Raw genomic sequence first — 23,611 nt, 5'->3', positions numbered from 1 at the left:
ACAGTGGGCGACAGGCCGCAAGGTGTGGCAGGGGACTGTAACTCCCTCGCGGAGACGCACGCCTGGTTCGATTCCAGGGTCGCCCACCATTTTCCTTCCCAATATCAAAAAATCCTGGCCCCTCAGGGCAGATTGTCAAACGGGCTAAGCGGGTTTGACTCTTCATGTATCGGTTTTCTTCGATCCAAGAAATATCAATGCCTGCTTGCCCCCCGGCCTATGACCACGACCGTGTCGCGAGACCTCAACAGAGCATGTTCCTGAGGAACTCAGACACCCGCTAGCAAGGGTTTGTGTGGCGACGAATTTTATTAGCTACTAGGATATATTTTACACGGACAGCCCCATATGCATCGTGATTTTTACTACGCCGACGGTCCAAGAGAATAGTCATTTATAGCTCACTAGCACCTTTTGTGTAATCAGTTTGCAAAATTATCCAACACATTGCACCTTGCGTCGTTAGAGTTCACGCATCTGTAAGGACGCCGTGTTGTCCTGTGACGAGTGGTCTGGTGAGGTCGAGAGGCGCTGCATTAAATGATTGGAAGCAACTGCTTAGCCCGGATCGCACCATGCTGACCAAACTGCTATGGGCCCTCCCCGCCGCCGTTGCGATCCTTTTGGTTGAGACCAGCATGGGCACTGGGATTTCTGTTCCCGTACCGTTTTTAACTATTATTGTCTGCGTCACAATTGCAGGCGCTTTTGGTGGACAGCGCGCCGGGCTTCTTGCCGGAAGCATGGGAGCACTATTTGTCGTCCGAGCGTATTTTGAACAATTTGGCCCCCCCAGTCTAACGGGGGGTGTACCGCAAGCAGCTATTGGTTCGGCGCTGATCTTTTCCATCGGCACCCTACTTGGGCGTTTGAAAGACCAGCGCGATACCAGCGTAAAATCCTTGCGCGAAAACGAAAAAATCCTCGAATCCTTGCTGGACAGAGAGAAGGTTGAAAAGGGCAGGCAGGCTACCAAGGTTGCCGAGAGCGAAGCAAGGCTAAGCACCGCCGTCCGTATCGCAGGCGTCGGCCACTACTCATTCAGTGTGAAAACCGGAAATTGTGATTTCTGCTCGGATCAGCACGCCGCGCATTTTGGCCTCACACCTGACGAATATTGCGCTAGGGCAGCTGGACCGAATCCGGAACTTTTCTACGTGCACAGTGATGATCACCACATCGTCCTGGACGCTATCGGCCGGATAAACTCTGGTGAGGCCCTTATTTTTGAATATCGTGCAGTGCGTCCAAACGGCGAGATAAGGTATATCCGGGAATTCGAAGAGCCGATTTTTGATCACAACGGTGACGTGGTCGAAAATGTCGGCACCAGCATAGATTTAACCGAATTGCGCCAGGCCGAGATACGTCTGCGCCAGTCGCAGCGCATCGAAGCACTTGGCACTCTTACTGGTGGCGTGGCACATGATTTCAACAACTTGCTGGCCATTATTCTTGGAAATCTGGAGCTGAGCCTCGAAAATGGACAGGCCGATGACTGGCGGGACCTTATTGGAGAAGCAATCAAGGCAACCAAGCGCGGCGCGGATCTGACAAAAAACCTGCTCAGTTTTTCCCGGCGCGCCCATCTTGAACCCAGGCGCCTGAATCTGAACCAGAGCATTCAAAAGACGATGGCTTGGGCCAGCCGGGTTTTGCCCGAAACGATCGATGTCGAAAACGCGCTCATGGCCGGGATTTGGGATGTTGAATTGGACGCCGCCTCAGTCGAGAACGCGATCATCAACATTCTACTGAACGCGCGCGATGCAATGCCCGCAGGCGGCAAGGTGACAATCGAGACCGCAAATATGAGGATCGGCGAAGAATACTTCAATCAGCGAGACGAGGATATAGCGCCCGGCCGCTATGTAATGCTGGCGATCAGTGATACCGGACACGGCATTCCGCCCGAAAAGATCGACGCAATCTTTGAGCCTTTCTACACCGACAAGCCCGTTGGCCAAGGGTCTGGCTTGGGGCTTTCGATGGTGCATGGATTTATCAAACAATCCGGTGGCGCGATCCGCGTACATTCCGAAGTTGGTGTTGGGACGACATTCAAGCTATACTTCAAGGCCGCGATGCAACCCGAAACGCCCCCCCAAAGTGAGATTACCGAACCGCTTCATCCAGTAGGCAAACGCGCCGAAATCCTCGTTGTAGAGGATGAAAAAGATGTCATCCGCATCCTGAAACGCGTTTTGGAGGGTGCAGGATATGCGGTAACGACCGCAACAAGCGGCGATGAAGGTTTGCAGAAATTCAAATCCTCCGGCCGGTTTGACCTTCTCCTGTCAGACGTTGTTATGCCCGGCAAACTTCAGGGTCCTGCTTTGGCAAAAGCGATCCGGTCGATAGATCCGGACATCCCATGCATCTTCCTGTCCGGCTACGCGTCAGAGGCAACAATACACGGCAATGGGTTAAAGCCCTCGGATATCCGGCTGATGAAACCGGTAAGCCGCCTGGACCTTCTCCGTGCGGTGTCCAAAGCGCTGATTCAAGTTAAAGAGAAAACTTGATATCCCCATTTCTATTCCTGATCGATTGGCTTCGACCTGACAGGCCGCTGAAACAGTGCACGCGCCAGAGAATTTCCCGGTCATATAAGCAGTGAACCTTTTGATGTCGGAGGGTCGCCGCGCAATCCTCCCGTTTGTAACGGGACATGGTCGTAGAACTTGCGCAGAAATCCTCTGTTTCTGGGCGGGGATGATGCCGAGGGTGCCGATTATGCGCGAGCTCATATAGGAGCGTGACCTGCGGGAATGACATCAAAATGCCTTTCTAGTCAGTGGAAAGGGCGCGCCATCCGCGTCCAAGAAGAGCCTTGAAACAGGATCGCGAAGTGAGCAGTCCAAGGCAGCTTTTTCAAGGATGTGGGGGTGGTCGACAGAAGACCGGCACAACCCAAAAAAGACGCGGCTAACAAGCTCCCAGCACGGCATTCTGAAGACGACAGCGCATGAGTTCGCCGCGTCAGTCTATGGGATTGCTGCGCGGCTCTCGTACTCAGATTTCAAGTCGTCGGCTCCCCACGCCCGATACATCGAGCGAAGGTGCGTTACCGAGATCAGCATTGAGCGCGTCGAGGAGGCCAAGAAGTGGCAAGGTGCCCACTGCCCGATTATCAGGCGCTACTCGAAGACAGCTAGACCAATAAATCAAGCGTCTTTAAGGTAAAGTGGCAGCCCGTAGGGGAGTCGAACCCCTCTTTTCAGGTTGAAAACCTGACGTCCTAACCGATAGACGAACGGGCCATGCCTTGGCGTGAGGCGGGTTTTAGGGAAACCCTGCTACATGCGCAAGCGCTAATTTTGGAAAAAACGCCTTCGATGCAAAAGTTTTTCCGTGTCCCCGTCAAATTGTCGAAAACAATCGGGGAAGACATGAATAACAAAGGCTTAAGTGACGGATGTCACGCAGCGGCCCCAGCAGGGGCCGCATCTTCCAGCCGTAACTGGACAGAACGACGCCCGCCCCACTCATTTACTTCAAGCCGACCAGCCAGATGGAATCGTTTCCCGCCGTGATCGCGAAGCGCCGGGCCGAGCGGTCCATCGAGCGCGCCAAAGCAGATTGCATCGATCCGCGCACCAAGGCCGTCACCGAACGAAATCTTGAGATGGCTCTGTCCGACCTGCTTTGCAAATCCGATCTGCACATCCGGAAAGACGTAGCGGGGCGCCGCCGCGCCGGCACCGAAGGGACCTGCCGCCTCGAGCTGTTCCAGAAGCTCCAGACTGGCCGCACCGGGCATCAGGATGCCGTCCAGCCGCAAGTCGACCGCGCCACCCTGCCCTGCGCCCTGACGCTCCAGCAAAGTGCCAAGGCGCGTCATCGCTGCCTCTACGCTGTCACGCTTTACCGTGAGGCCTGCGGCCATCTTATGCCCGCCGCCCCGCAGCAGCAGCCCCTCAGAAGCCAGCCGCTGGATCGCCGCGCCAAGGTCGACACCGGCGACCGAACGGCCAGAGCCTTTGCCCTCGTCCCCGTCCAGGCCGATGACGATGCTGGGGCGGTTGGTCATCTCTTTCAGGCGCGATGCGACGATGCCCACGACACCGGGGTGCCAGCCTTCGCCCGCAGCCCAGACCAGCGGTCCGTCCAGCCCGCGTTCCTCGGCCTGTGCCAGTGCTGCGGCACGCACGGCGCCTTCGATCTCGCGACGTTCGGTGTTGAGAAGGTCAAGCCGTTCGGCCATGGCCTGCGCCTCGTGCGGGTCCGTGCAGGCCAGCAGCCGCGCGCCAAGGTCCGCCTGCCCGATCCGCCCGCCGGCATTGACCCGGGGGCCCAGCACAAAGCCAAGGTGATAGGATGTCGGCGCGGTATCGAGCCGGGCCACATCCGACAGCGCCACCAGACCGACACGTTCACGCCGGGCCATGACCTTGAGCCCCTGACGCACCAGCGCCCGGTTGACGCCCTTCAGTGGTGCCACGTCCGCGACCGTTGCCAGCGCGACAAGATCCAGCACCCCCATGAGATCCGGGCCCTTGCGCCCTGCCTCGCGTATTTGCCGACCTGCCTCGACCAGTACGAGGAAAACGACAGCCGCCGCGCAGAGATGCGCCAGGTCCCCGGATTCGTCCTGCCGGTTGGGGTTCACCACCGCCAGCGCATCTGGCAGGGTCTCTCCCCCCAGATGGTGATCCAGAACGACGACATCCGCGCCTTTGGCGGCAGCAATTGGCCCGTGGCTAAGCGTGCCACAGTCCACACAGACAATCAGATCATGCGCGGCGGCCAGTTCGGCCATGGCGGCGTCGTTGGGGCCGTATCCTTCGTCGATCCGGTCAGGGACATAAAGGGTGACGTTCTGACCCAACTGGCGGAACCAGTCGATCAGCAGCGCCGCAGAGGTGCCGCCGTCAACGTCATAGTCCGCAAATATCGCCACCCGTTCGCGCCGCTCGGACGCCTGCAGCACCCGGGCTGCGGCCTTTTCCATGTCGCGCAGGGATCGCGGGTCGGGCAACAGATCGCGCAGGGTCGGCGCAAGGTAGGCCTTCGCCTCCTCGGTCGGCACGCCAAGCCGCGCCAGCGCCTGACACAGCGCCGGGGGCAGGTCCGTCTGCTGCGCCATGGCTTCGGCTTGTCGGGTGACTTCGGGCGCCGGGCCGACCCAGCGCCGCCCCGTCAAAGATGACTCCACGCCAAGATAGCTCATGCCTGCCCCACCCCGGGCGTGATGCCCAGCTTCTTCTCTTTCAAAATACGCAGAACCCGGCGACGCAACCGTCGCAACGCCTGAAGGATCAGCGTGTCGGGTTGCGGTAGGTCATGCGCCGTACCGACCCGGTTTTCGACCGCATCAGGATCGTTTCGGTGGTCAGATAGCCGACTTCCCGCTTGATCCCCGCAACGAGCGAGCCTGACGTAACGCCGGTCGCGGCAAAGATCACGTGATCCGTCACCATGTCATCGCGCGCATAGATCCGGTCCAGATCGGTGATCCCGGCCTTGCGGGCGCGGGCCGCTTCATCTTCGTTGCGGAACAGCAGGCGACCGTAGATCTGCCCGCCCATGCATTTCAGCGCCGATGCGGCCAGCACACCCTCGGGCGCGCCGCCGGAACCCATGTACATGTCGATGCCCGTCACATCCGGTTCGGCGCAGTGCATGACACCAGCCACATCCCCGTCAGTGATCAGCCGGATCGAAGCGCCGGTGCTACGCACCTCCTGGATCATATCTTCGTGCCGGGGGCGTTCCAGAATGCAGACGGTGATGTCCGAAGGATCGCAATTCTTGGCCTTGGCCAGGGCCGCGACCCGTTCAGCCGGGGACATGTCGAGCGTCACGACCCCTTCGGCAAAGCCCGGGCCAATGGCCAGCTTGTCCATGTAGACGTCCGGCGCGTGCAGCATCGACCCGCGCGGCCCCATGGCAATCACCGTCAGGGCGTTGGGCATATCCTTGGCCGTCAGGGTCGTGCCTTCGAGAGGGTCAAGCGCGATGTCCACCCCGGGGCCCTTGCCCGTGCCGACCTCTTCGCCAATGAACAGCATCGGTGCCTCGTCCCGTTCGCCTTCACCGATCACCACGACGCCGGCAATGTCCAGCATGTTCAGCTGGCTGCGCATGGCGTTGACGGCCGCCTGATCAGCGGCTTTTTCGTCGCCGCGCCCGATCAGTTTGGCCGAGGCGATGGCAGCGGCTTCGGAAACGCGGGCAAGACCCAGCGAGAGCATGCGGTCATTGAAGTCGATGGGCGTGGACATGGGGAAATTCCAATATGCTTTTGGCAGTCCGGCAACACCTACCCTGCGCCACAGGCTTGGTGCAAGGCGGCGCGACGTTGGTTTCGTCGCTAACAGTTGTGTCCTGTGGCACGCAGGCAGACCCTGTCGACATCGCGGCTGGCCATCAGTCGGCCCGCGATCACATGGGTACGGGGAAACCAATGCACAGCGTCCACATCATCGGCGGGACGGGCGGTTCCGGAAACGTAGTCACAGAGGGCGATATCAAGGCGAAAGCGATAGCCCTCGGCGGCAATGTCCAGATGCCCCAGAGAGGCGCGCAACCGTGCGGTGACGCCGGTTTCCTCAATCAGTTCGCGCAGGGCGGCCTGTTCCAGCGTTTCGCCCGGATCGACCTTGCCCCCCGGAAAGCCCCAGAGCCCGGCATCCGGCGGATTGCGGCGGCGCACCAGAAGCACCTCTGCACCGCGCAGGACAACCGCCAGTGCCGCCGGGACTGGCGCGTCAGACACTTTCGATGCGCAGGGCCACCGGTTCACCCGACACAACGCCGGTATTGGCCATTGCGGCCAGCGCGACATCCAGCGCGGCGCGAGTCGTCTTGTGCGTGACGATCAGCACCGGGGCCGCATCGTTGGTGTGGTCGTACTGGCGCATCCGGTTGATCGAAATCCCGGCATCCCCAAGCGCGGTCGCGACCTTGGCCAGCGCGCCAGGTTTGTCGATCAGCCCCATGCGCAGGTAGTAGGGCGCGGGGCTGGCAACCCTGGACGGCGTTACGGGCTTCAGCGAAGAGGCGGGCTGACCAAAGGTCGACAGTCGCGTGCCACGGGCAATGTCCAGCACGTCGCCCATGACGGCGCTGGCGGTCGGGCCTTCGCCTGCCCCTGCCCCGCGCATGACGATCTGGCCGACCTGATCGCCCTCGATCACCACCATGTTCGTGCCGCCGTCCAGCTGGCCCAGAGGCGATGTCGCGGGCACAAGGCAGGGCGCCATGCGCTGTTCCAGACCGCGCCCGGTCATGCGGCAGACGCCCAGCAGCTTGATCTTGTAGCCCATGTCGGCAGCCTGACGGATATCGTCGATCGACACCTTGCCGATGCCTTCAAGTTCGACTGCATCAAAGGCGACCTGCGTGCCATAGGCAATCGCCGCCAGCAGCGACAGCTTGTGCCCCGCGTCTATGCCCCCCACGTCAAGGTTCGGATCCGCTTCGAGGTAGCCAAGCTTGTCCGCCTCATCAAAGGCCTGATCATAGGTCAGACCGGCACTTTCCATGCGGGTCAGGATATAATTACAGGTGCCGTTCATCACGCCCATCACGCGGCCGATGTCGTTCCCGGCAAGGCCTTCGGTCAGCGCCTTGATCACCGGAATGCCCCCGGCCACGGCAGCCTCGAACCGCAGGACGCAGCCCTTGTCTTCGGCCAGTTGGGCCAGCGCCTGACCGTGGTGGGCCAGCATCGCCTTGTTGGCGGTGACCACATCCTTGCCCGCGGCAAGCGCGGCTTCGGTCGCGGCCTTGGCGGGGCCGTCGCTGCCCCCCATCAGTTCGACAAAGACATCCACATCGTCGCGCACGGCCAGTGCCACGGCGTCATCTTCCCAGGCATAACCGGCCAGCGATACGCCACGGTCCTTGTCCCGGTTGCGTGCCGCGACAGCGCTGATGACGATGGGTCGACCACTGCGTTCGGCCAAAAGGGTGGCTTTCTGGCGGATGATCTTGATCACCCCGGCCCCGACCGTACCAAGACCCGCAATTCCAAGGCGCAGGGGTTCGGTCATGGCATTTCTCCTGAAAATAAGGTCCGGGGATCGGATTTTGTTCAGGCGATGCTGTAGTCCGTTCGCCGGGGGGGTGCAACAGGCCGACAGGCCCGTCGGCCCCCGGTCCGGCATTCGCCGATGCAGCCGCATCAAGGATCGGCCTATTCGGTTTCTGGTACGCCGCTTTCCATCCGGCTCTGGGTTTGTGCGTCCACCACCGGTCCGACCAGCAGCGCGGCCCGCGCCCGCAGCGCTTCGGCCCGGGCCAGCACGCCTGCGCGCATTTCCGGCGTGGCCCGTGGGGGATCCGAGACCAGCAAGGTTTCGATCGGGACCAGCCGGGGATAGGGCGCATCTGCCACGCCGGGCGTCTGTGTGCTGTCCAGTTCGGGGAACTGGGCGCAGGCACAGAGCAGCAGGGTGGCAGGCAAAAAGCGCATCAACTGTAGTCCGTTACGTGTATCGGTGCGAACCGCCTTAGCGGGACACCTGAATGGATTCGAGGTATTCCGCCAGCGCCACAAGCTTGCGTGGTGTCGGGGTCATTCTGCCGTCGCCGGAATCATAGGGGATAAGGTCGCCTTCCAGCAGGGCACCGAATTCCGGCATCCCCGGTCCGGTCATGGTTTTTGAGTGGGCATAGCCGTCGATGGTCGACATGATCTTGGCCCGCGGGAATTTATCGCCGTGCCGCACCGAGATCAGGGTCAGATCCTTGGGAGCCTTGGCCATCGCGCGGGCCATGGGGCCGTCGCCCTTGGCCGCGTTGCCATGACAGACTGCGCAATTCGCCACAAACAGGCTGCGCCCGTCATCGGGTTGCGGCATGGCGTCGGGCGGCGCGCAGGCGGCGATCAGCAGGGCTGCACAGGCGCTAAGCGCAAACGATGTCCGGACCATCACACTGACCTTCTCTTTGAATAATGACTTCCCCATCTCTTGCCCGGGGTCCCGAACGATTCAAGCCCTATTCGGGAATGAGGGCCTTGATAAGCGTCAACAAGCGGTCGAGAAGTAACGGCAGGACTTGGGGCGCGGCTGTGCGCCCTGTGCCCTTGATCACCAGATCCGGAGACTCCGCCATGCCCCTTGCCGCCCTTACAATGCTGGCCGCCGGACTTGGCATTCCTGTTCTGGCCGCGCTGAATGCCGCCCTGGGGACGCGCCTTGGATCGCCCGCAGCGGCGGCGGCGATCCTGTTTTGCGTGGCGCTGGCGGCGACGTCTGTAGTTGTGGTTGTGACCGGGCCGCAGGCATTGGGCCGGGTGGCGGGAACGCCGAAACACCTGTTTACCGCCGGGCTGTTGGTGGCCTTCTACATCCTGTCGATCACCTATATTGCACCGCGATTCGGGGTCGGAAACGCGGTGTTCTTTGTGCTTTTGGGGCAGTTGTTCAGCGCCGCCGTCATTGACCATTTCGGCCTGTTCGGCGCGCGGCTCAGCCCGCTGACCCTGACCCGGGCCACGGGGATTTCACTGATGGCGCTGGGGGTCTGGGTGACGCAGCGCGCGTGAAGTGACGCATAACCAATTGATTTAAAGCAATATTTGCGCAATCCCGCTGTCACCCTGCCCGCAACAGCCCCTGATCAAGCCGCAAGATTCGGTCCATTCGCCCCGCGAGTTCAAGGTTATGCGTGGCGATCACCGCCGACATGCCGGTTTCGCGGACAAGGGCGATGAGCGCGCCGAACACCTGATCCGAGGTTTCGGAATCCAGATTGCCGGTGGGTTCATCCGCCAGCAGAAGCTTGGGCCCATTCGCCATGGCGCGGCAAAAGGCGACGCGTTGTTGTTGCCCGCCCGACAGGGCCGCGGGCCGGTGACTGGCGCGGTCGGCCACGCCGACAGAGTCCAGAAGTTCCATGGCGCGCGCCTCTGCCGCCTTGGTCGTGGCGCCATTGGCCAGTTGCGGCAGCACGATGTTTTCCAGCGCGGTGAATTCCGGCAGCAGGTGGTGGAACTGGTAGACAAAGCCGACGTCCGCGCAACGAACCGCCGTGCGTTTGCGGTCATTCAACCCGGTCATGTCGGTGCCGGCGATGGCGACCGTTCCGGCGTCGGGCGTATCCAGCAACCCGGCGATGTGCAGCAGGGTCGATTTGCCCGCACCCGAGGGGGCGACCAGGGCCACGATTTCGCCCCGCGAAACGGTCAGATCCGCGCCGCGCAGGACCTGCACCTCGCTCGGCAAGCCCTTGAAATATATCTTTTCTATGCCCTCAAGGCGCAGTGTCACGTCATTCATAGCGCAGCGCCTCTACCGGGTTCATCCGCGCGGCACGGCGTGCAGGAAAGATGGTGACAATAAACGACAGGCCCAGAGACAGCGCCACGGCGGACAGGACATCACCCAACTGCAGTTCGGCCGGCAGTTGGTAGATACCACGCACCGATGGGTCCCAGACACCGCCGCCAGAGACGTAATTCACAAAGCTGAAGATCGGGTCAATGTAGAGCGCGAAGAGGCATCCGAAGATCACGCCAAGCGCCGTGCCGATCAGCCCGGTGAAGGCGCCGCAGATAAAAAATACCCGCATTACAGAGCCTTGGCTAAGCCCCATGGTGCGCAGGATGCCAATGTCACGGCCCTTGTTCTTGACCAGCATGATCAGGCCGGAGACGATGTTCATCGCTGCGATCAACACGAGGATCGACAGGATGATGAACATCACGTTGTCTTCGATTTCCAGCGCGCGCAGGAAACCGCCAGAGGCATCTTTCCACGTCCAGATCAGCGCGCGGTCACCCGCCTGTTGCAGCAGGGCGGCGGCGTAGCTTTCGGCCTGTTCGGGATCCTGCACCGAGATTTCGAATTCATCGGCCACGCCGTCGCGGTTGAAATACCGCTGCGCCTCGGCAATCGGCATGTAAATCCGTGTGCGATCAATATCATAGCGCCCGGCGGTGAATATATAGACCACCTCGTAAGCCTTGACCCGGGGGCTGGTGCCGAAGGCGGTTTTCACGCCGTCGGGCGAAATCAGCCTGACGGAATCGCCAAGGCCCACGCCGATTTCCCGCGCGACGCCGGACCCGATGGCGATGCCGTCGTTGAACCGGGTGATGTCGCCCTGGGCGGTTTCGGGGTCGGCGATCCGGGGGATGGTTTCGAGGTTTTGTTCAGATATGCCAAAGACTTCGACACCGGCGTTGCGGTTGTTCGCGGTGGCCATGACCTGACCCTTGACCAGCGGTGCTGCGCGGATCACGCCGGGCACCTGCGCCAGTTTTGCGGCCGTCGCATCGTAGTCGGCAATGGTGCGTGAGACGCGGCCAAACTCGTCCTCTTCGCCCGCGTAATAGACTGTCACATGGGCGCTGGAACCAAGGATGGTGTCGACAAATTCCGTGCGAAATCCGCTTCTTACGGCCAGGGTCGCGATCAGGGCAAAGACCGCGAGGGTGATCCCGGCAAGGCTGATCCAGGTCATGACGCTGACCCCGCCTTCGGCCCTTTTGGCGCGCAGATAGCGCCAGGCGATCATCCATTCGAACCCGGCAAAGGGCGGTGGGGTACGGGCCAAATCTGATGCCTTTCGCGGTGTCTGGTCGGGCTGGAAGGTGGCCCCAGAGCGGTCTGGGGTCAAGCCGCCGAGCGAATTTCTGCCGGTATGCAGAGCCCCCGTCTAGGCCGTTTCGGGCCGTATGGAAAGCGTATGGTTCGCGTATGGATTCCGTATGGCTGCGGTATGGCAGCCCTGCCCCGGCGCGGCGCGGACCGGGGCGGGGAAATTTGCGTTTCCGGAAAGAGATGGAGCGAGCGGAGTGGCGGCGCCTGCCCCCTTGCCCCCGCGCGCGTGATGAGCATAGTGCCCGCATGACAGGACCCCGTTACACCCCGCTTGTTCAGACGCTTCCCGCAACCGTGCCGTTTGTCGGCCCCGAGGTGCAGGAGCGCGAGATGGGCCATACCTTTCGCGCCCGTCTTGGCGCGAATGAAAGCGTCTTTGGCCCATCCCCGGATGCGGTCGAGGCGATGGCGCGCGAGTCGACGCAGATCTGGAAATATGCGGATGCGACGAATTTCGATCTGAAGGCCGCGCTGGCGCAAAAGCTGGGCACCACCCAGAAGAACCTGATCATCGGTGAGGGCATCGACGGGCTGCTGGGCTATCTTGTCCGTCTGCTGGTCGCACCGGGGGACCGGGTTGTGACATCCGATGGCGCCTATCCGACGTTTAACTATCATGTGACGGGGTTTGGCGGGGGACTGGTCAAGGTGCCCTACCGCAGTGACCACGAGGATCTGCCTGCACTGATCGCCAAGGCAGTCGAGGTCGATGCCAAGATGGTCTACCTTGCCAATCCGGACAATCCGATGGGCAGTTGGAACACCGGGGCCGAGATCGAGGCGGCGCTGGATACCATGCCTGAGGGCGTGCTGCTGATTCTGGACGAAGCCTATATCGAATTTGCCCCGGCAGAGGCCGTGCCGCAGATCGCGCCCGACGACCCCAGGGTGATCCGGCTGCGCACCTTTTCCAAGGGCTATGGCATGGCGGGGGCGCGTGTGGGGTATGGCATCGGCGCGGTCGATCTGATCCGCAGCTTTGACAAGATACGCAACCATTTCGGCATGAACCGCGCCGCGCAGGTCGGGGCGCTGGCGGCGTTGCAGGATCAGGACTGGTTGCAGAGCGTTTTGACCTGGGTCGCCGAGTCCAAGGCGCGGATCGCTGAGATTGCCGTTGCGAACGGTCTGACCCCGCTGCCGTCGGCGACCAATTTCGTGACGGTGGATTGTGGGCGCGATGGGGATTTCGCCCGGACGGTGCTGCATGAGTTGGTCGAGCGCGGGGTTTTCGTGCGGATGCCCTTTGTGCCGCCGCATGACCGCTGCATCCGGATCAGCGCGGGCACGCCTGCCGATCTGGACGTGCTGGCCGAAGTGCTGCCGCAGGCGCTGGCAGCAGCGAACGCCGACGCGGCGAGCTGACCCCCGGCACCACACCATGATGTGAGGTGCATCGCGCGGGATTTCCGGCGAATATGGCGGCATGGATCGCATTTGGAGGATGCCATGCGCCCGTTTTCCCTAGCCCTGCTGTGTTGTCTGCCAACCCTGCCCGTTTTTGCCGAAACGATGGATCACACGGCCCATCAGGCCCCGGTGTCAGAGGCATCACAGGCGTATCTGGATGCCAGTGCCGCAATGCATGAACAGATGGACCAGAAACTGACCGGCAACCCGGATGTCGATTTCATCCGCGGCATGATTCCGCATCACCAAGGCGCTGTCGCCATGGCGCAGGCGGTGCTGAAGTACGGATCGGACCCCGAGGTGCGCAAGCTTGCCCAAGGGGTGATTGCCGCGCAGGAGGCCGAGATTGCCTGGATGACCAACTGGCTGGCAAATCAGGACGAGAAACCGATGAACTAGGGCGGGGCGAGGTCTGTGTAAAAGACCCGGCTCCGCCCGCGCGGCGGTTACGTCACGCCTGAGAGATCACCTCGGCCGCCGCCGATACGCCGCCCTTGCCGTGGGGGACCCCCAGCGCGATCAGGCCGGCCTCGACCACGCCCAGCAGGCCGAGGATCATGTGGGCGTTGATGTGCCCCATGTGGCCAAAGCGGAAAAATCCGGTGCCATCCGGGTCATGTTCTTCGGACATGCCAAGGCCGATGCCCAGAACGACACCCGCCTTGGACGCGGTCCATTCACGCAGTTTGGTGCCATTGGGCGCGCCGACCCGCAGGGCGGTGACGGCATGGCTGCGGTTGGCCGGATCGGGAACGTTGAGGCTGAGCGGACCGCCCTGCCCCCAGACATCGCAGGCCGCCCAGATGGCGCGGGACAGATGAGCGTGGCGGGCCCAGACATTTTCGATCCCTTCGGCGTGGATCATGTCGAGCGAAGCGCGCAGGCCCATCAGGTGATGCGTCGGCGCGGTGCCGCTGAAGTACTGATACAGCATTTCCGGCTGGGAACGCGGGTTCCAGTCCCAGTAGCGGGTGACGCGGGGCATCTGCGCGCGCTGCGCGGCGGCGCGGTCGTTGAAGAACACGAACCCCAGCCCCGGCGGCACCATCAGACCCTTTTGCGACGCGCCGACCATGACATCGGCACCCCATGCATCCATTTCGAACACATCACAGGCCAGCGAGGCGATGCAGTCCACCATCAGCAGCGCGGGGTGACCCAGATCGTCCAGCACCCGGCGCAGACCGGCGATGTCGTTGCGCACCGAGGACGAGGTATCCACATGCTGCGCCAGCACGGCGCGGTATTTGTGGCCGGTGTCGGCCTTCAGCGCCTCGGCGACGCGGTCAAGGTCGATGGGATCCTTGCGGCCAAAGTCGATGATGGTCGCGTCGATCCCCATGCCGGTCGCCGTATCCGCCCAGCCCATACCGAAACGCCCGGTCGAGGGGACAAGGATCGATTCGCCGGGGGCGACGGTGTTGGACAGGGCTGCCTCCCATGCGCCGTGACCGTTTGCGATATAGATCGCCACATGACCTTCGGTGCGCGCCACGCGGCGCAGATCACCGATAAGGCCTGCGACCATGACGGGCAGATCGCCTTCGTAGATGTTGGGCGATGCGACATGCATCGCGCGCAGCACGGCATCGGGCATGACAGACGGGCCGGGAATAGCCAGATAAGGACGACCATTGGCCAGTGACATGCGCAAATTCTCCTGAATGGGAATGGGCCTTTGGCCCGACGGCGCAACACTAGCCAGCCACATCGCGACGTCAATCGCTTCTGCGCCGCTTGCCAGCCCTGGTTGCAGCGCTTAAACCCCCGCTCACGAAGGGGATTGCAATGTTGTCAGAGATCTGGAGCCGTATCGAACAGGGCGAACGTCGTTTTCGGCGCTCGTTCGGTAAGGATATCACGGATCCCGTGTCGCGGCGCTGGTCGGCGCTGCACTATAATGTGTTCGACCATGCCTTTCTGCGCAGCATATGGACCAACTTTTTTGAAATTGCGCCCGGCGTTTATCGGTCGAACCAGCCAACACACCGGCGGTTCCTGAAATACGCGAAGCTTGGCGTGCGCACGGTGGTGAACCTGCGCGGCGAGGAAAAATATTCCCACTACCTGTTCGAGAAAGAGACGCTCGACGGGTTGGGCATTACCATGGTCAACGCCAAGCTTTGGGCGCGCATGGCGGCAAGCCGCGAACGGGTCGTGCATGTGATCGACGTGCTTCGTGAGGCGGAAAAGCCGGTGCTGTTTCACTGCAAGTCCGGGGCCGACCGGGCGGGGTTCGCCGCTGCGCTGTACCTTATGGTGTTCGAGGGTCAGCCGGTCGAAGTGGCCCGCAAGCAGCTGGGGTTGAAATACATCCATCTGGATTTCACCAAGACTGGAATTCAGGACTATATCCTTGATGTTTATGCCGCACGGGTAAGCCAGAACCCCATAGGGTTCGAGCAGTGGATCCGCACCGAATACAACAGCAAGCCGATTCAGATCGGGTTCGACACGCGTGCAGATCCGGCGAAAATTGCCACGGAACTAACGCAACCTGCGTGAACCGCGCCGCGCGGTCCAGGAACGGCACCCCCATTTGGTCGGCATATGGGTGTGTTGCTGGTCGCGCTGGCCTTGGTGATGCCTGAAGGCCCGGACATCGGGAACCTCGGCTACATGATAAAGCCGGTGTTCGATCAGGCGCTGGCGGGCGGCTCACAATCCGCGCGGGTCTGGGTGGCGATGGCAAGCTTTGCGATCTTCAACATCCGCGCCGTGGCCAGTATGGCACATGATGTGCTGCTGGCGTGCATTTCGCAGCGGACGGCGGACAGCGCCTGCCTATGCTATCCGCGATATGCACCATGCAGCGCCGCCGGGTCGGTACCACCCAGATAGCGCACCAGATTGACCGTGTTGCGGGTGCCGCGCCGCAGCCAGCCTGCCTCGGCATAGGTGCGCGGGCAGGTTTCGGCATAGACCGGCAAGCTGCCCAGACGTGCCCCAAGGGCGCGGGCGATGGCGACATCCTCCATCAGCGGCAGGTCCGGGTAGCCGCCGACGGCATCATAGGTTGCGCGGTCGATCAGCAGCCCGTGTTCCCGGTCAGGCAGGCGCATCCCGGCGCGCAGGTTGGCGACCCCGGCGGCCATGCGCGGGAACAAGGCCCGGCCATGGAAACGCAGGCGGAAATGATGGGCGCCCGGTGTCTGCAGAACTTCGCCCAGATCGCGGGCCCAGCCTTTGGACAATGCGGTGCCGGATTCGAGAAACATCAGCCAGTCGCCGCGTGCGGCGTCCGCCCCGCGCCGCAGCCGGACCGAGCGCGAAACCGGTGCTGTCAGCCAGACCGCCCCGGCCGCATCCGCCACCGCGCGGGTGGCATCAGTGGATCCGCCGTCCGACAGGATCAACTCGCGCACCAGTCCGGCCTCCAACCCCTCCATCAGCGAAGGGATTGTCACGGTCAGCCCGTCAGCCGCGTCAAGTGTCGGTATGATGATCGAAATCGGCGCGCGCATGGCCTGCCCCTGTTTGCCTCGGGTCGGTCATCCTATATGAACGCCGTGGGATCAAGAGGAAGACCGCAATGACCACCCCAGAACGCACCGTGTTGTCCGTCACCGGCCCAGAGGCCGCGAGCTTCCTTCAGGGGCTTGTCAGCAATGACGTGACGCGCCTGAAGGACGGGCTGGTCTATGCGGCGATGCTGACACCGCAGGGCAAATACCGCGCGGATTTCTTTCTGGTGCCTGACGGCGACGGGGTGCTGATCGACGTGGCGACGCCACTGGCGGCGGACCTGCTGCGGGCGCTGACGATGTACAAGCTGCGATCCAAGGTTGAGGTGGCGCAGACCGACCGCGTCGTGTCGCGCGGCACTGGCCCCGCGCTGGACGGTGCCTTTGCTGACCCGCGCGACCCGCGCATGGGCTGGCGCGCCTATGACGGGCGGCCGGATGAGGCGGGGGTTGACTGGGATGCCCTGCGCGTTGCCGCCTGCGTCCCGGAAAGCGGTATCGAACTGACGCCGGACACATTCCTTCTTGAGGCCGGGTTCGAGCGGCTGAACGGCGTCGATTTCCGCAAGGGATGTTATGTCGGCCAAGAGGTCACCGCGCGTATGAAGCACAAGACCGAATTGCGCAAAGGGCTGGCCGTGGTCACCGTGACCGGCAGCGCGCCTGTGGGCACCGAGATCACGGCAGAGGGCAAGGCGGCCGGGGTGCTGTTCACGCAGTCCGGTGGCAGCGGCATCGCCTATCTGCGCTTTGACCGTGCCAAGGGTGAGATGACGGCGGGTGATGCCCGCCTGACCCACCCCTGATCGGCAGGGCATAAAAAAAACGCGCCCTGCCCGCTGGGCTGGACGCGTCCTAATTCCATGGCGCCGGGCCTTGCGCCCGGCACACCCCCCGCATCAGGCGCGTTCGGCGTATTCCATGGTTTCGGTGTTCACGATGATGTCTTCGTCCTGGCCCACAAACGGCGGGACAGAAACGCGGATACCGTTGTCCAGAAGCGCAGGTTTAAAGCTGTTCGCAGCGGTCTGGCCTTTGACGACCGGCTCTGTCTCGACGATGCGGCAGGTGACTTTCTGCGGCAGGGTCGCGTTCAGCGCCTCGTCTTCGTGGAATTCGATGTGGATCGTCATGCCGTCCTGCAGGAACGGGCGGCGTTCACCCAGGATGTCTGCGGGCAGTTCGACCTGCTCATAGGTCTCGGTGTCCATGAAGGTCAGGATGCCGTCGGTTTCGAACAGGAACTGCATGTCCTTCTGATCGAGGCGCACACGCTCGACCTTGTCCGCCGAACGAAAGCGTTCGTTCAGCTTGGAGCCGTTGCGCAGGTTCTTCATTTCGACCTGGGCAAAAGCGCCGCCCTTGCCGGGCTTTACGTGGTCGACCTTCACAGCCGCCCAGAGGCCGCCGTTATGCTCCAGCACATTACCGGGGCGAATTTCGTTACCGTTGATCTTGGGCATATGTCAAAACCGTGTCAGAGGGTTGATGAGGGACTGAGCGACCCTATATATCGCTATACCCGCCCTGACAAGACAACCAGATATCGTGCTGCGTCTGCAGAAAGGTATGCGTCAGGGTTATGGGTGCTATGCGATATCGGGGTATCCGAATCGAGTTGAATAGGCCATAAGGGCGCTCACGCCTGAAAACACAAGAGCAATAATCAAAGGACGAAACATGCGAGATTTCGTTGATGGAACAGCCTACAACAGCGAACAAGGCAACCGTGCCAAGAAGCTGTTTGCGGCGGTGGTCCTCGCGGCACTGGATGATGCAATTGCCGACGACAAGAAGTACGGCAATGGCCCCGAACAGATCGCCCGCTGGGCACGCTCGCGCGATGGGCGCGAAGTGTTGTCCTGCGCCGGGATCGACCCGAACGAACGGGTTGTGACGGGTCTGATGGATTTCGTTGGCAAGGGTGTGCGCACCTCTGTCGCGTTGTCGCGCGAAGAAAGCGAACGCCGCCACGCGGCGGAACAGGCCGAAGCTGCCTGATCCTCTATCAAGTCAACTAAGATCAAAGCACGCCCCAGGGCGTGCTTTTTTTATCCCCGAAGCAGATATTTTTGGGCAGGGCTGACCTGCGGCAGTGTGCCTGCATGTCCACGGCTGCCGACATCTTCACTCTGGGTTCGATCCCACAAGTGTGCGCTGGATTTCCCGCTGGACCAGCTTTTGGACATTCCGGGTGATGCGATCACCCAGCACGCCCTGCAATTCCTGCCGCACAACGTCAGCAACCAGATCACGCAGCATCAGCTCGTCGATCCCGCCGTTCAGGTCGGCAAAGACATTTTCGGGTGCCTCCAAATTCGCGTTGGCAAGGATGTCGCTTGTCAGGACGTCCTGCGCAGCGCGGTGCGGCATCGCCCTGGCTGTGGTATTTTCATCACTGACGGGGCTGGCATGGCCTGAATGCAATGCGTTCAGATCCACGTTCCCGCGCATCGCACCGGGTTGCCCTGCCATGAAGTCGGGACTGTCAGCAGCTGCCGCTTTGCTGGAAATCATCTCTTCCAGAGCCGCAATTTTCTGTTCCAGTGTCATGTCGTTGACAGAAGTGCGGTGAGATCGCGCCGACGCGCTGTTCGGCGTCTGGGCGGCCTTGGTCGACGGCCCGGACGAACCTGCACCATAGAGCAGCGCCTGCGTCAGAAGCATGGGCTTTTTATCCGGCTCCTCAGCCCCGTACCGGGACCCGTCCTGATCCACCCGTTGGGCGGGGGTCAGCACCAGCCTGTCAAACACCTTGGGGGATTCGGGTGCCGAATTGAAATTGTTGGATAGGAGCCTGCGGATCGAGGAAAGGACGCTTGCAGGCTCTGTTCTTACCTCGGGGTTCGACATTTCTGGTTCCATTTCCGCCTCGGCGTAAGTGTAGCGAGCGCCGAGACGTCAAACAACCTATGGTGTAGAAAAGATTACTCTTTTCCCAAAGCGCGCAGGACACGATCCAGTTCCCTGCCCTGCTTGCTGATCTTGGACGGCGCGCCCTCGACCAGGTTGTAATAGGCCGACGGGTCGTATTGCTGGACTTTGAGACCCAGCTGATCCGCGGTCAGCACACCCATGGAGAACAACACGGCGTAGGCCGCAACATATTCATCGACCGAGGCAGAAATCTGGCTGGCACGGGCATCAAGAAGTTCCTGTTCGGCGTCCAGCACATCCAGCGTTGTGCGTGCGCCAAGCGTCGCCTCTTCGCGGACACCGTCAAAGGCGATCTGCGCCGCGCGCACCTGATCCGCACTGGCAGAACGGCTGGACCGGGCGACCTGCACCCGGACATAGGCGTTGGCGACATTCTGTTCGATACCAAGCTGGGTCAGCTGAAGCTGTGCGCGGGACGAATCCCGGTTCGCCATCGACTGCCGCACGAGCGAGGAGAGACGCCCGCCCTGATAGATCGGGCCAGAGGCGTTCAGCGAAACCGATCCGCCCCGGGTAAAGGCGTCATTGTCCACGTTTTCCGTGATGCCGATGGTGCCCTGTACGGAAAGCTTGGGCTTCATCGCCGCCTTGGCGCGCAGAATGTTGAGTTCGTTGACCGAAACCACATATTGCGCCGACAAAAGGTCGGGATGGGTGCGCATGGCGACGGCGCGCGCGGCCTCGACCGAAGGGGGCAGTTGCGGGACAGTGCGCGGATAGCTCAGCGCGCCGGGGCGACGGCCGGTGGCGACGCGGTATTCTTCTTGTGCAATAACAAGATTGCCCTGCGCGGCGGACAGTGCCGAACGCGACGCGGCAAGGCGGGCCTGCGCCAGGGCGACATCGGTGCGGGTCACTTCGCCAACCTCAAAGCGGTCTTCGGCGGCGCGCAGTTCCTGCGTGATCAGACGCAGGTTGTTCTGCCGCAGCGATACGGTTTCCGTGGCCCGGCGCACTTCGAAAAACGCCTGAACCGCGCGCAGAAGGATCTGCTGTTCGACAGACAGAAGGCTTTGACGGGTGGCAAGCACCGATTCCTTGGCCGCGTCGATGGCAAGGCCCGTCTGACCGAAATCAAACAGTGTGATTTCGGCGCTAAGCCCGATCGACGTGGTATTCTGCACGTTGGCAACGGTCTGAAACCCGGTTGTGGCACTGCGGACCGTGCCAAAATCACGGCTGAGGTCTGCAACCCAGTTGAGGACGGGACGCAGGCCCGAAATCGACTGTGCCACGCTTTCATCCGCCGAACGCAACACCGCACGGTTCTGTTCCAGAAGGCCGCTGGTGTTATAGGCCCCGACCAGCGCATCGGCCAGAGTATCGGCCTGCGCAGCCGCTGCGATCCAGACCACGGCCAAGCCGGTGGTCACATGTTTCAGTAACGCCCTGGGTGTCATCATTGCCTGTCCTGCCTGCTACGAGCCGCTTTTCTTGCTCCTGCTCAGAGCGCGAAGGCGAATTCTTTTTCAAACCCTGCCAGCACCGGAGCGCTTGCGTTGAATGCAAATCGCCAAGAAACGGCGCCATCTATCCTGTGACCTATCTGAACCACGCCCAATGCCCCCTCCATAAAGAGGCAGGCGATGCGGCCGCCATCCTTGAGCTGGTCAATCAGCGCCTGCGGCACCTGTTCAACCCCGCCTTCGACGATGATCGCATCATAGGGGCCGTGTTCGGGTGCACCGGCCGCAAGCGGGCCTTCGTGCAGGATCACGTTGTCGGCGTGGTGGTCCGACAGCAGGCCAAGTGCCTCTTTCACCCGGGACGCGTCGTCTTCGACGGCGACAACGGCTTCGGCAATATGTGCGATCACGGCAGAGGAATAGCCAAGCCCCGCCCCGATATCGAGCACGAGGTCGTCATTGCCGACGTCCAGCGCATCCAGCATCTTGGAAAAGGTGCGTGGCTCAAGCACGACACGGCCACCGCCAATGTCGATATTTTCACTTATATACGCGGCCTCGGCCCGGTCGCGGGGCACAAAAGCCTCGCGCGGGACATCAAGCATCGCGTCGATGATCGGGAACTTGGTAACATCGGAGGGCCGCACCTGCGTGTCGACCATCATTCTGCGGCGGGTGGCATAGTCTGACATGCACTAAACTCTTTCGTTCAGAATCCTGAACCTGTCATGCCACAGAAGGTACGCCACGGCAACGTCCGGGCGCGACAAATACATCAAACTAAGTGCAACCTGTCGAATCTGCGCAACGCCCGGGCGCTGTGCCCGGGCGGCGTATCAGTTGCCGTTATTGCCGACGGTCCTGCGCACGACGCTGTCATCCAGCAGCGCCGCCGCGATCACCATGACCGGGATCGACACGATGCCGCCAATCGGGCCCCAGAACCACAGACCAAACACCAGCGCCACAAACACCAGCAAGGCGTTGAGGGATACGTGTTTTCCCACCAGCGACGGGGTGACGAACTGCGCCTCCATCATGTTGAGGCTGAGATACCCAAGGAAGGGCGCGCCCACCATCAAGCCATCGAAATGCACCAGCCCGCTGAGCAGCAGCCCCGCCATTATCAGGGCCGGTCCCACGTAAAGCACGTAGTTGAGCAAGAACGCGGCCATCCCCCAGACCCAGGGCAGCGGCAACCCGAGCAGCATAAGAACGCCGGTCAGTGCCAGACCCAGACCGAAGTTTATAAAGGAAATGGTCACGAAGTAGCGCGACACCAGAGTTTCGGCCGTCTTGAACCGCTGCTGGATGATGCTTGACTGCGCCACGCCGCCGATCCGCTTGGCCAGGGCCGAATAAACCTCGAGCCGGGTCAGCAGGAAAAAGTAGTAGGTTCCGGCAAAGACCAGCACCTGCCCGATGATCACCGGCGCAAGAAACAGGGCGTCCGACACCGAGGGCAGCGCCGATGCGGCACCCTCTGTGCTGCTGTTTTCCGTGGCCTCTCCGCCAAGGGCGCGCTGCACTTCGGAATTCATGTCGTCCAGCCCGCGGATCATGCCGCGCAGATCATAGATCAGCGACTGCAATTCATGGCGAATGCGTGGGATTTCATCCATGACACGCCACAATAGCGGTTCGAGCGCCAATATCAGCAAACCCAGCGCCGCAAGTGTCATGATCAGAATGATCGTTGCCGAATATCCCACCGGAATTCTGAGCCGATTGAAAAGATCCATCAGCGGCGCGACGATAACGCCAACGACAACGGCAAGCGTCATCGGTGCCGCGATATCCTGCGCGAAGTGCAGCGCGCACAGCGATACGATCAGCGCGATCAGCACCGTCGCGCTGCGTTGCGGGTCCGAGGCGGACATAAGTCGGTTTGCCATGATCGGGGATCAGCGCGGTTTGTTACGGGAAGTGCCACGCCCGGCAGCCAATCCCATCAGAAAGCCTTCGATCATCTGCAAGACGGGATCTGGCGCCCCTGCCGCAGGAGTCGGTGGCGGCCTGCGGTACACACGCCGTTTCTGGGCACTGGCGATGGCAAAAAAGATCAGACCGCTGGCAAAATAGACAGACCCGACCACCTGCGCCGCAAAAATAGCACCACCCCAACGTTCAAGCATGAGCCAGGCGGCAAATGTCAGAAATGCCGCGCCAATCGAAAGAAAGACGGCCCCGGCCAGCGAAAACGCGACTGCGCGCGACGTCCGCCGCGCGTAGTCCCTAAGCGATGCAAGCAGAAGCATCCGTTATTTCCGACTGGTCAGAAGACCAGCAAGAAAGCCGATGCCAACCGCGATGCCGATGGCTGTGCCCGGCTGGTTGCGGATCGCGGCAAGCGCCTGCTGTTGCATATCCTCTGCGCGAAGCTGCGCTTCGGTCAGCGTGTCGGAACCGCGCTCACGCAGATAAGCCGCGCGTTCTTTTGCAGCCGCGACGGTTTCGTCCTTACGGCGCACGCCGATCTCGGTCAGCAATTCAGAGATCGAGGCCAGATCCTGTTTCAGTGTCGATACCTGATCCGAAAGATCCTTGTAGTCGCTTGATGCGCTATTGGGTGTAGTTGTCTGTGCCATTTCTTGGTCCTTCCAACGAGTGGTCTGTCTAAGGAACGCCGGCCCCACGGCTTTGTTCCGTCTGAAACGTATTAGAGCATACCGTGACGGGATGCGCCAAACCTGCTTGACGTCGCAGATGAGAAAACCTAATCAGGCGAAGCTCCGGCGGGTTGGCGGAGAGGTTACGCAGCGGATTGCAAATCCGTGAAGACCGGTTCGATTCCGGTACCCGCCTCCAAGCACTTTCACTTTATACTGGTCTGCCG

At 61.6% G+C, this 23,611-nt stretch carries 25 protein-coding genes and 3 tRNA genes; 10 read left to right on the top strand and 18 right to left on the bottom strand.

Annotated features, from left to right (window positions below; all coding sequences use genetic code 11):
• Positions 1-5 precede the first annotated feature (5 nt).
• Positions 6-89: transfer RNA gene (locus CHB75_RS21575), tRNA-Tyr, on the top strand.
• A gap of 486 nt (positions 90-575) precedes the next feature.
• Positions 576-2,525, top strand: a complete 1,950-nt coding sequence (locus CHB75_RS00735) for a hybrid sensor histidine kinase/response regulator (RefSeq protein ID WP_089268601.1) — start codon at positions 576-578, stop codon at positions 2,523-2,525.
• Between the two features lie 663 nt (positions 2,526-3,188).
• Here the strand turns inward: CHB75_RS00735 and CHB75_RS00725 are convergent.
• From CHB75_RS00725 to CHB75_RS00695, 7 genes are all read right to left on the bottom strand, one after another.
• A tRNA-Glu gene (locus CHB75_RS00725) sits at positions 3,189-3,263 on the bottom strand.
• 158 nt (positions 3,264-3,421) lie between these two features.
• The gene (gene recJ, locus CHB75_RS00720) at positions 3,422-5,173 is read right to left on the bottom strand and encodes a single-stranded-DNA-specific exonuclease RecJ (RefSeq protein WP_089268599.1); all 1,752 of its coding nucleotides are present in this window, start codon (positions 5,171-5,173) and stop codon (positions 3,422-3,424) included.
• Between the two features lie 88 nt (positions 5,174-5,261).
• Positions 5,262-6,227, bottom strand: coding sequence for a class II fructose-bisphosphatase (glpX, locus tag CHB75_RS00715; RefSeq protein WP_089268598.1), 966 nt, complete (start codon positions 6,225-6,227; stop codon positions 5,262-5,264).
• Positions 6,228-6,316: 89 nt separating this feature from the next.
• A complete protein-coding gene (locus tag CHB75_RS00710) occupies positions 6,317-6,721 on the bottom strand; it encodes an NUDIX hydrolase (RefSeq protein WP_245840577.1) in 405 nt (134 codons plus the stop codon).
• Positions 6,714-8,000: a homoserine dehydrogenase gene (locus CHB75_RS00705; protein ID WP_089268596.1), complete on the bottom strand. Its 1,287-nt coding sequence runs from the start codon at positions 7,998-8,000 to the stop codon at positions 6,714-6,716. The genes CHB75_RS00710 and CHB75_RS00705 overlap by 8 nt, the downstream gene beginning before the upstream one ends.
• A 143-nt stretch (positions 8,001-8,143) precedes the next feature.
• The gene (locus tag CHB75_RS00700; RefSeq protein ID WP_089268595.1) at positions 8,144-8,422 is read right to left on the bottom strand and encodes a hypothetical protein; all 279 of its coding nucleotides are present in this window, start codon (positions 8,420-8,422) and stop codon (positions 8,144-8,146) included.
• 37 nt (positions 8,423-8,459) lie between these two features.
• Positions 8,460-8,882, bottom strand: coding sequence for a c-type cytochrome (locus CHB75_RS00695; protein WP_089268594.1), 423 nt, complete (start codon positions 8,880-8,882; stop codon positions 8,460-8,462).
• A 182-nt stretch (positions 8,883-9,064) separates the two neighbouring features.
• Here CHB75_RS00695 and CHB75_RS00690 point away from each other — a divergent pair, with 182 nt between their 5' ends.
• The gene (locus CHB75_RS00690) at positions 9,065-9,499 is read left to right on the top strand and encodes a DMT family transporter (protein WP_089268593.1); all 435 of its coding nucleotides are present in this window, start codon (positions 9,065-9,067) and stop codon (positions 9,497-9,499) included.
• 49 nt (positions 9,500-9,548) lie between these two features.
• Here the strand turns inward: CHB75_RS00690 and CHB75_RS00685 are convergent, their stop codons facing one another.
• Both CHB75_RS00685 and CHB75_RS00680 read right to left on the bottom strand, forming a co-directional pair.
• Positions 9,549-10,232, bottom strand: a complete 684-nt coding sequence (locus CHB75_RS00685; RefSeq protein WP_089268592.1) for an ABC transporter ATP-binding protein — start codon at positions 10,230-10,232, stop codon at positions 9,549-9,551.
• Positions 10,225-11,511: a lipoprotein-releasing ABC transporter permease subunit gene (locus tag CHB75_RS00680; RefSeq protein ID WP_089268591.1), complete on the bottom strand. Its 1,287-nt coding sequence runs from the start codon at positions 11,509-11,511 to the stop codon at positions 10,225-10,227. The genes CHB75_RS00685 and CHB75_RS00680 overlap by 8 nt, the downstream gene beginning before the upstream one ends.
• A 293-nt stretch (positions 11,512-11,804) precedes the next feature.
• Between CHB75_RS00680 and CHB75_RS00675 the strand changes: the two genes are divergently transcribed.
• Positions 11,805-12,923 (top strand): pyridoxal phosphate-dependent aminotransferase, encoded by a 1,119-nt coding sequence (locus tag CHB75_RS00675; protein ID WP_089268590.1) that lies wholly within the window; start codon positions 11,805-11,807, stop codon positions 12,921-12,923.
• Between the two features lie 84 nt (positions 12,924-13,007).
• Entirely contained in the window at positions 13,008-13,367 is a 360-nt protein-coding gene (copM, locus tag CHB75_RS00670) for a CopM family metallochaperone (RefSeq protein WP_089268589.1), read from the top strand.
• Between the two features lie 52 nt (positions 13,368-13,419).
• Here copM and CHB75_RS00665 read toward each other — a convergent pair whose 3' ends face one another.
• Entirely contained in the window at positions 13,420-14,616 is a 1,197-nt protein-coding gene (locus CHB75_RS00665; RefSeq protein ID WP_089268588.1) for a pyridoxal-phosphate-dependent aminotransferase family protein, read from the bottom strand.
• Between the two features lie 140 nt (positions 14,617-14,756).
• On the opposite strand from CHB75_RS00665, the gene CHB75_RS00660 reads away from it, so the two are divergent.
• Together CHB75_RS00660 and CHB75_RS00655 are read left to right on the top strand one after the other, a co-directional pair.
• Positions 14,757-15,473, top strand: a complete 717-nt coding sequence (locus CHB75_RS00660; protein WP_089268587.1) for a phosphatase domain-containing protein — start codon at positions 14,757-14,759, stop codon at positions 15,471-15,473.
• Between the two features lie 45 nt (positions 15,474-15,518).
• Positions 15,519-15,809 carry a hypothetical protein gene (locus CHB75_RS00655; protein ID WP_089268586.1) on the top strand — a complete coding sequence of 97 codons (291 nt, stop codon included), beginning with the start codon at positions 15,519-15,521 and terminating at the stop codon, positions 15,807-15,809.
• Here CHB75_RS00655 and CHB75_RS00650 read toward each other — a convergent pair.
• The gene (locus tag CHB75_RS00650) at positions 15,758-16,432 is read right to left on the bottom strand and encodes a glycosyltransferase (protein ID WP_089268585.1); all 675 of its coding nucleotides are present in this window, start codon (positions 16,430-16,432) and stop codon (positions 15,758-15,760) included. The two genes, CHB75_RS00655 and CHB75_RS00650, sit on opposite strands and share 52 nt — an antisense overlap.
• 68 nt (positions 16,433-16,500) lie before the next feature.
• On the opposite strand from CHB75_RS00650, the gene ygfZ reads away from it, so the two are divergent.
• Positions 16,501-17,238: a CAF17-like 4Fe-4S cluster assembly/insertion protein YgfZ gene (gene ygfZ / locus CHB75_RS00645; RefSeq protein ID WP_089268584.1), complete on the top strand. Its 738-nt coding sequence runs from the start codon at positions 16,501-16,503 to the stop codon at positions 17,236-17,238.
• 93 nt (positions 17,239-17,331) lie between these two features.
• Here ygfZ and efp read toward each other — a convergent pair whose 3' ends face one another.
• Complete coding sequence (efp, locus tag CHB75_RS00640) at positions 17,332-17,895, bottom strand: elongation factor P (RefSeq protein WP_089268583.1); 564 nt, start codon at positions 17,893-17,895, stop codon at positions 17,332-17,334.
• A 217-nt stretch (positions 17,896-18,112) separates the two neighbouring features.
• On the opposite strand from efp, the gene CHB75_RS00635 reads away from it, so the two are divergent.
• On the top strand, positions 18,113-18,433 hold the full coding sequence (locus tag CHB75_RS00635; RefSeq protein ID WP_089268582.1) for a DUF6280 family protein: 321 nt from the start codon (positions 18,113-18,115) through the stop codon (positions 18,431-18,433).
• A gap of 126 nt (positions 18,434-18,559) precedes the next feature.
• Here the strand turns inward: CHB75_RS00635 and CHB75_RS00630 are convergent, their stop codons facing one another.
• From CHB75_RS00630 to CHB75_RS00605, 6 genes are all read right to left on the bottom strand, one after another.
• On the bottom strand, positions 18,560-19,285 hold the full coding sequence (locus CHB75_RS00630) for a hypothetical protein (protein ID WP_089268581.1): 726 nt from the start codon (positions 19,283-19,285) through the stop codon (positions 18,560-18,562).
• Between the two features lie 74 nt (positions 19,286-19,359).
• The gene (locus CHB75_RS00625) at positions 19,360-20,772 is read right to left on the bottom strand and encodes a TolC family outer membrane protein (protein WP_245840574.1); all 1,413 of its coding nucleotides are present in this window, start codon (positions 20,770-20,772) and stop codon (positions 19,360-19,362) included.
• A gap of 41 nt (positions 20,773-20,813) precedes the next feature.
• The gene (locus CHB75_RS00620) at positions 20,814-21,467 is read right to left on the bottom strand and encodes a protein-L-isoaspartate O-methyltransferase family protein (RefSeq protein WP_089268580.1); all 654 of its coding nucleotides are present in this window, start codon (positions 21,465-21,467) and stop codon (positions 20,814-20,816) included.
• Positions 21,468-21,611: 144 nt separating this feature from the next.
• On the bottom strand, positions 21,612-22,670 hold the full coding sequence (locus CHB75_RS00615; protein ID WP_245840571.1) for an AI-2E family transporter: 1,059 nt from the start codon (positions 22,668-22,670) through the stop codon (positions 21,612-21,614).
• A gap of 9 nt (positions 22,671-22,679) precedes the next feature.
• Positions 22,680-23,033, bottom strand: coding sequence for a phage holin family protein (locus CHB75_RS00610; protein ID WP_089268578.1), 354 nt, complete (start codon positions 23,031-23,033; stop codon positions 22,680-22,682).
• A gap of 3 nt (positions 23,034-23,036) precedes the next feature.
• Positions 23,037-23,363 (bottom strand): ElaB/YgaM/YqjD family protein, encoded by a 327-nt coding sequence (locus tag CHB75_RS00605; protein WP_089268577.1) that lies wholly within the window; start codon positions 23,361-23,363, stop codon positions 23,037-23,039.
• Between the two features lie 146 nt (positions 23,364-23,509).
• Here CHB75_RS00605 and CHB75_RS00600 point away from each other — a divergent pair.
• Positions 23,510-23,583 (top strand) — tRNA-Cys (locus CHB75_RS00600).
• Positions 23,584-23,611: the final 28 nt, after the last annotated feature.

Origin of the sequence: Puniceibacterium sediminis (assembly GCF_900188035.1) — a bacterium.
GTDB lineage: Bacteria > Pseudomonadota > Alphaproteobacteria > Rhodobacterales > Rhodobacteraceae > Puniceibacterium > Puniceibacterium sediminis.
This window is presented reverse-complemented; position numbering and strand designations above follow the sequence as displayed.

What these genes read in the sequence shown, in the direction of transcription:
- CHB75_RS00735 (WP_089268601.1), top strand. Translation starts at nt 576, where the DNA reads ATGCTGACCAAACTGCTATGGGCCCTCCCCGCCGCCGTTGCGATCCTT.
- recJ (WP_089268599.1), bottom strand. Translation starts at nt 5,173, where the DNA reads ATGAGCTATCTTGGCGTGGAGTCATCTTTGACGGGGCGGCGCTGGGTC.
- glpX (WP_089268598.1), bottom strand. Translation starts at nt 6,227, where the DNA reads ATGTCCACGCCCATCGACTTCAATGACCGCATGCTCTCGCTGGGTCTT.
- CHB75_RS00705 (WP_089268596.1), bottom strand. Translation starts at nt 8,000, where the DNA reads ATGACCGAACCCCTGCGCCTTGGAATTGCGGGTCTTGGTACGGTCGGG.
- CHB75_RS00700 (WP_089268595.1), bottom strand. Translation starts at nt 8,422, where the DNA reads ATGCGCTTTTTGCCTGCCACCCTGCTGCTCTGTGCCTGCGCCCAGTTC.
- CHB75_RS00695 (WP_089268594.1), bottom strand. Translation starts at nt 8,882, where the DNA reads ATGGTCCGGACATCGTTTGCGCTTAGCGCCTGTGCAGCCCTGCTGATC.
- CHB75_RS00690 (WP_089268593.1), top strand. Translation starts at nt 9,065, where the DNA reads ATGCCCCTTGCCGCCCTTACAATGCTGGCCGCCGGACTTGGCATTCCT.
- CHB75_RS00685 (WP_089268592.1), bottom strand. Translation starts at nt 10,232, where the DNA reads ATGAATGACGTGACACTGCGCCTTGAGGGCATAGAAAAGATATATTTC.
- CHB75_RS00675 (WP_089268590.1), top strand. Translation starts at nt 11,805, where the DNA reads ATGACAGGACCCCGTTACACCCCGCTTGTTCAGACGCTTCCCGCAACC.
- copM (WP_089268589.1), top strand. Translation starts at nt 13,008, where the DNA reads ATGCGCCCGTTTTCCCTAGCCCTGCTGTGTTGTCTGCCAACCCTGCCC.
- CHB75_RS00665 (WP_089268588.1), bottom strand. Translation starts at nt 14,616, where the DNA reads ATGTCACTGGCCAATGGTCGTCCTTATCTGGCTATTCCCGGCCCGTCT.
- CHB75_RS00660 (WP_089268587.1), top strand. Translation starts at nt 14,757, where the DNA reads ATGTTGTCAGAGATCTGGAGCCGTATCGAACAGGGCGAACGTCGTTTT.
- CHB75_RS00655 (WP_089268586.1), top strand. Translation starts at nt 15,519, where the DNA reads ATGGGTGTGTTGCTGGTCGCGCTGGCCTTGGTGATGCCTGAAGGCCCG.
- CHB75_RS00650 (WP_089268585.1), bottom strand. Translation starts at nt 16,432, where the DNA reads ATGCGCGCGCCGATTTCGATCATCATACCGACACTTGACGCGGCTGAC.
- ygfZ (WP_089268584.1), top strand. Translation starts at nt 16,501, where the DNA reads ATGACCACCCCAGAACGCACCGTGTTGTCCGTCACCGGCCCAGAGGCC.
- efp (WP_089268583.1), bottom strand. Translation starts at nt 17,895, where the DNA reads ATGCCCAAGATCAACGGTAACGAAATTCGCCCCGGTAATGTGCTGGAG.
- CHB75_RS00635 (WP_089268582.1), top strand. Translation starts at nt 18,113, where the DNA reads ATGCGAGATTTCGTTGATGGAACAGCCTACAACAGCGAACAAGGCAAC.
- CHB75_RS00630 (WP_089268581.1), bottom strand. Translation starts at nt 19,285, where the DNA reads ATGTCGAACCCCGAGGTAAGAACAGAGCCTGCAAGCGTCCTTTCCTCG.
- CHB75_RS00625 (WP_245840574.1), bottom strand. Translation starts at nt 20,772, where the DNA reads ATGATGACACCCAGGGCGTTACTGAAACATGTGACCACCGGCTTGGCC.
- CHB75_RS00620 (WP_089268580.1), bottom strand. Translation starts at nt 21,467, where the DNA reads ATGTCAGACTATGCCACCCGCCGCAGAATGATGGTCGACACGCAGGTG.
- CHB75_RS00615 (WP_245840571.1), bottom strand. Translation starts at nt 22,670, where the DNA reads ATGGCAAACCGACTTATGTCCGCCTCGGACCCGCAACGCAGCGCGACG.
- CHB75_RS00610 (WP_089268578.1), bottom strand. Translation starts at nt 23,033, where the DNA reads ATGCTTCTGCTTGCATCGCTTAGGGACTACGCGCGGCGGACGTCGCGC.
- CHB75_RS00605 (WP_089268577.1), bottom strand. Translation starts at nt 23,363, where the DNA reads ATGGCACAGACAACTACACCCAATAGCGCATCAAGCGACTACAAGGAT.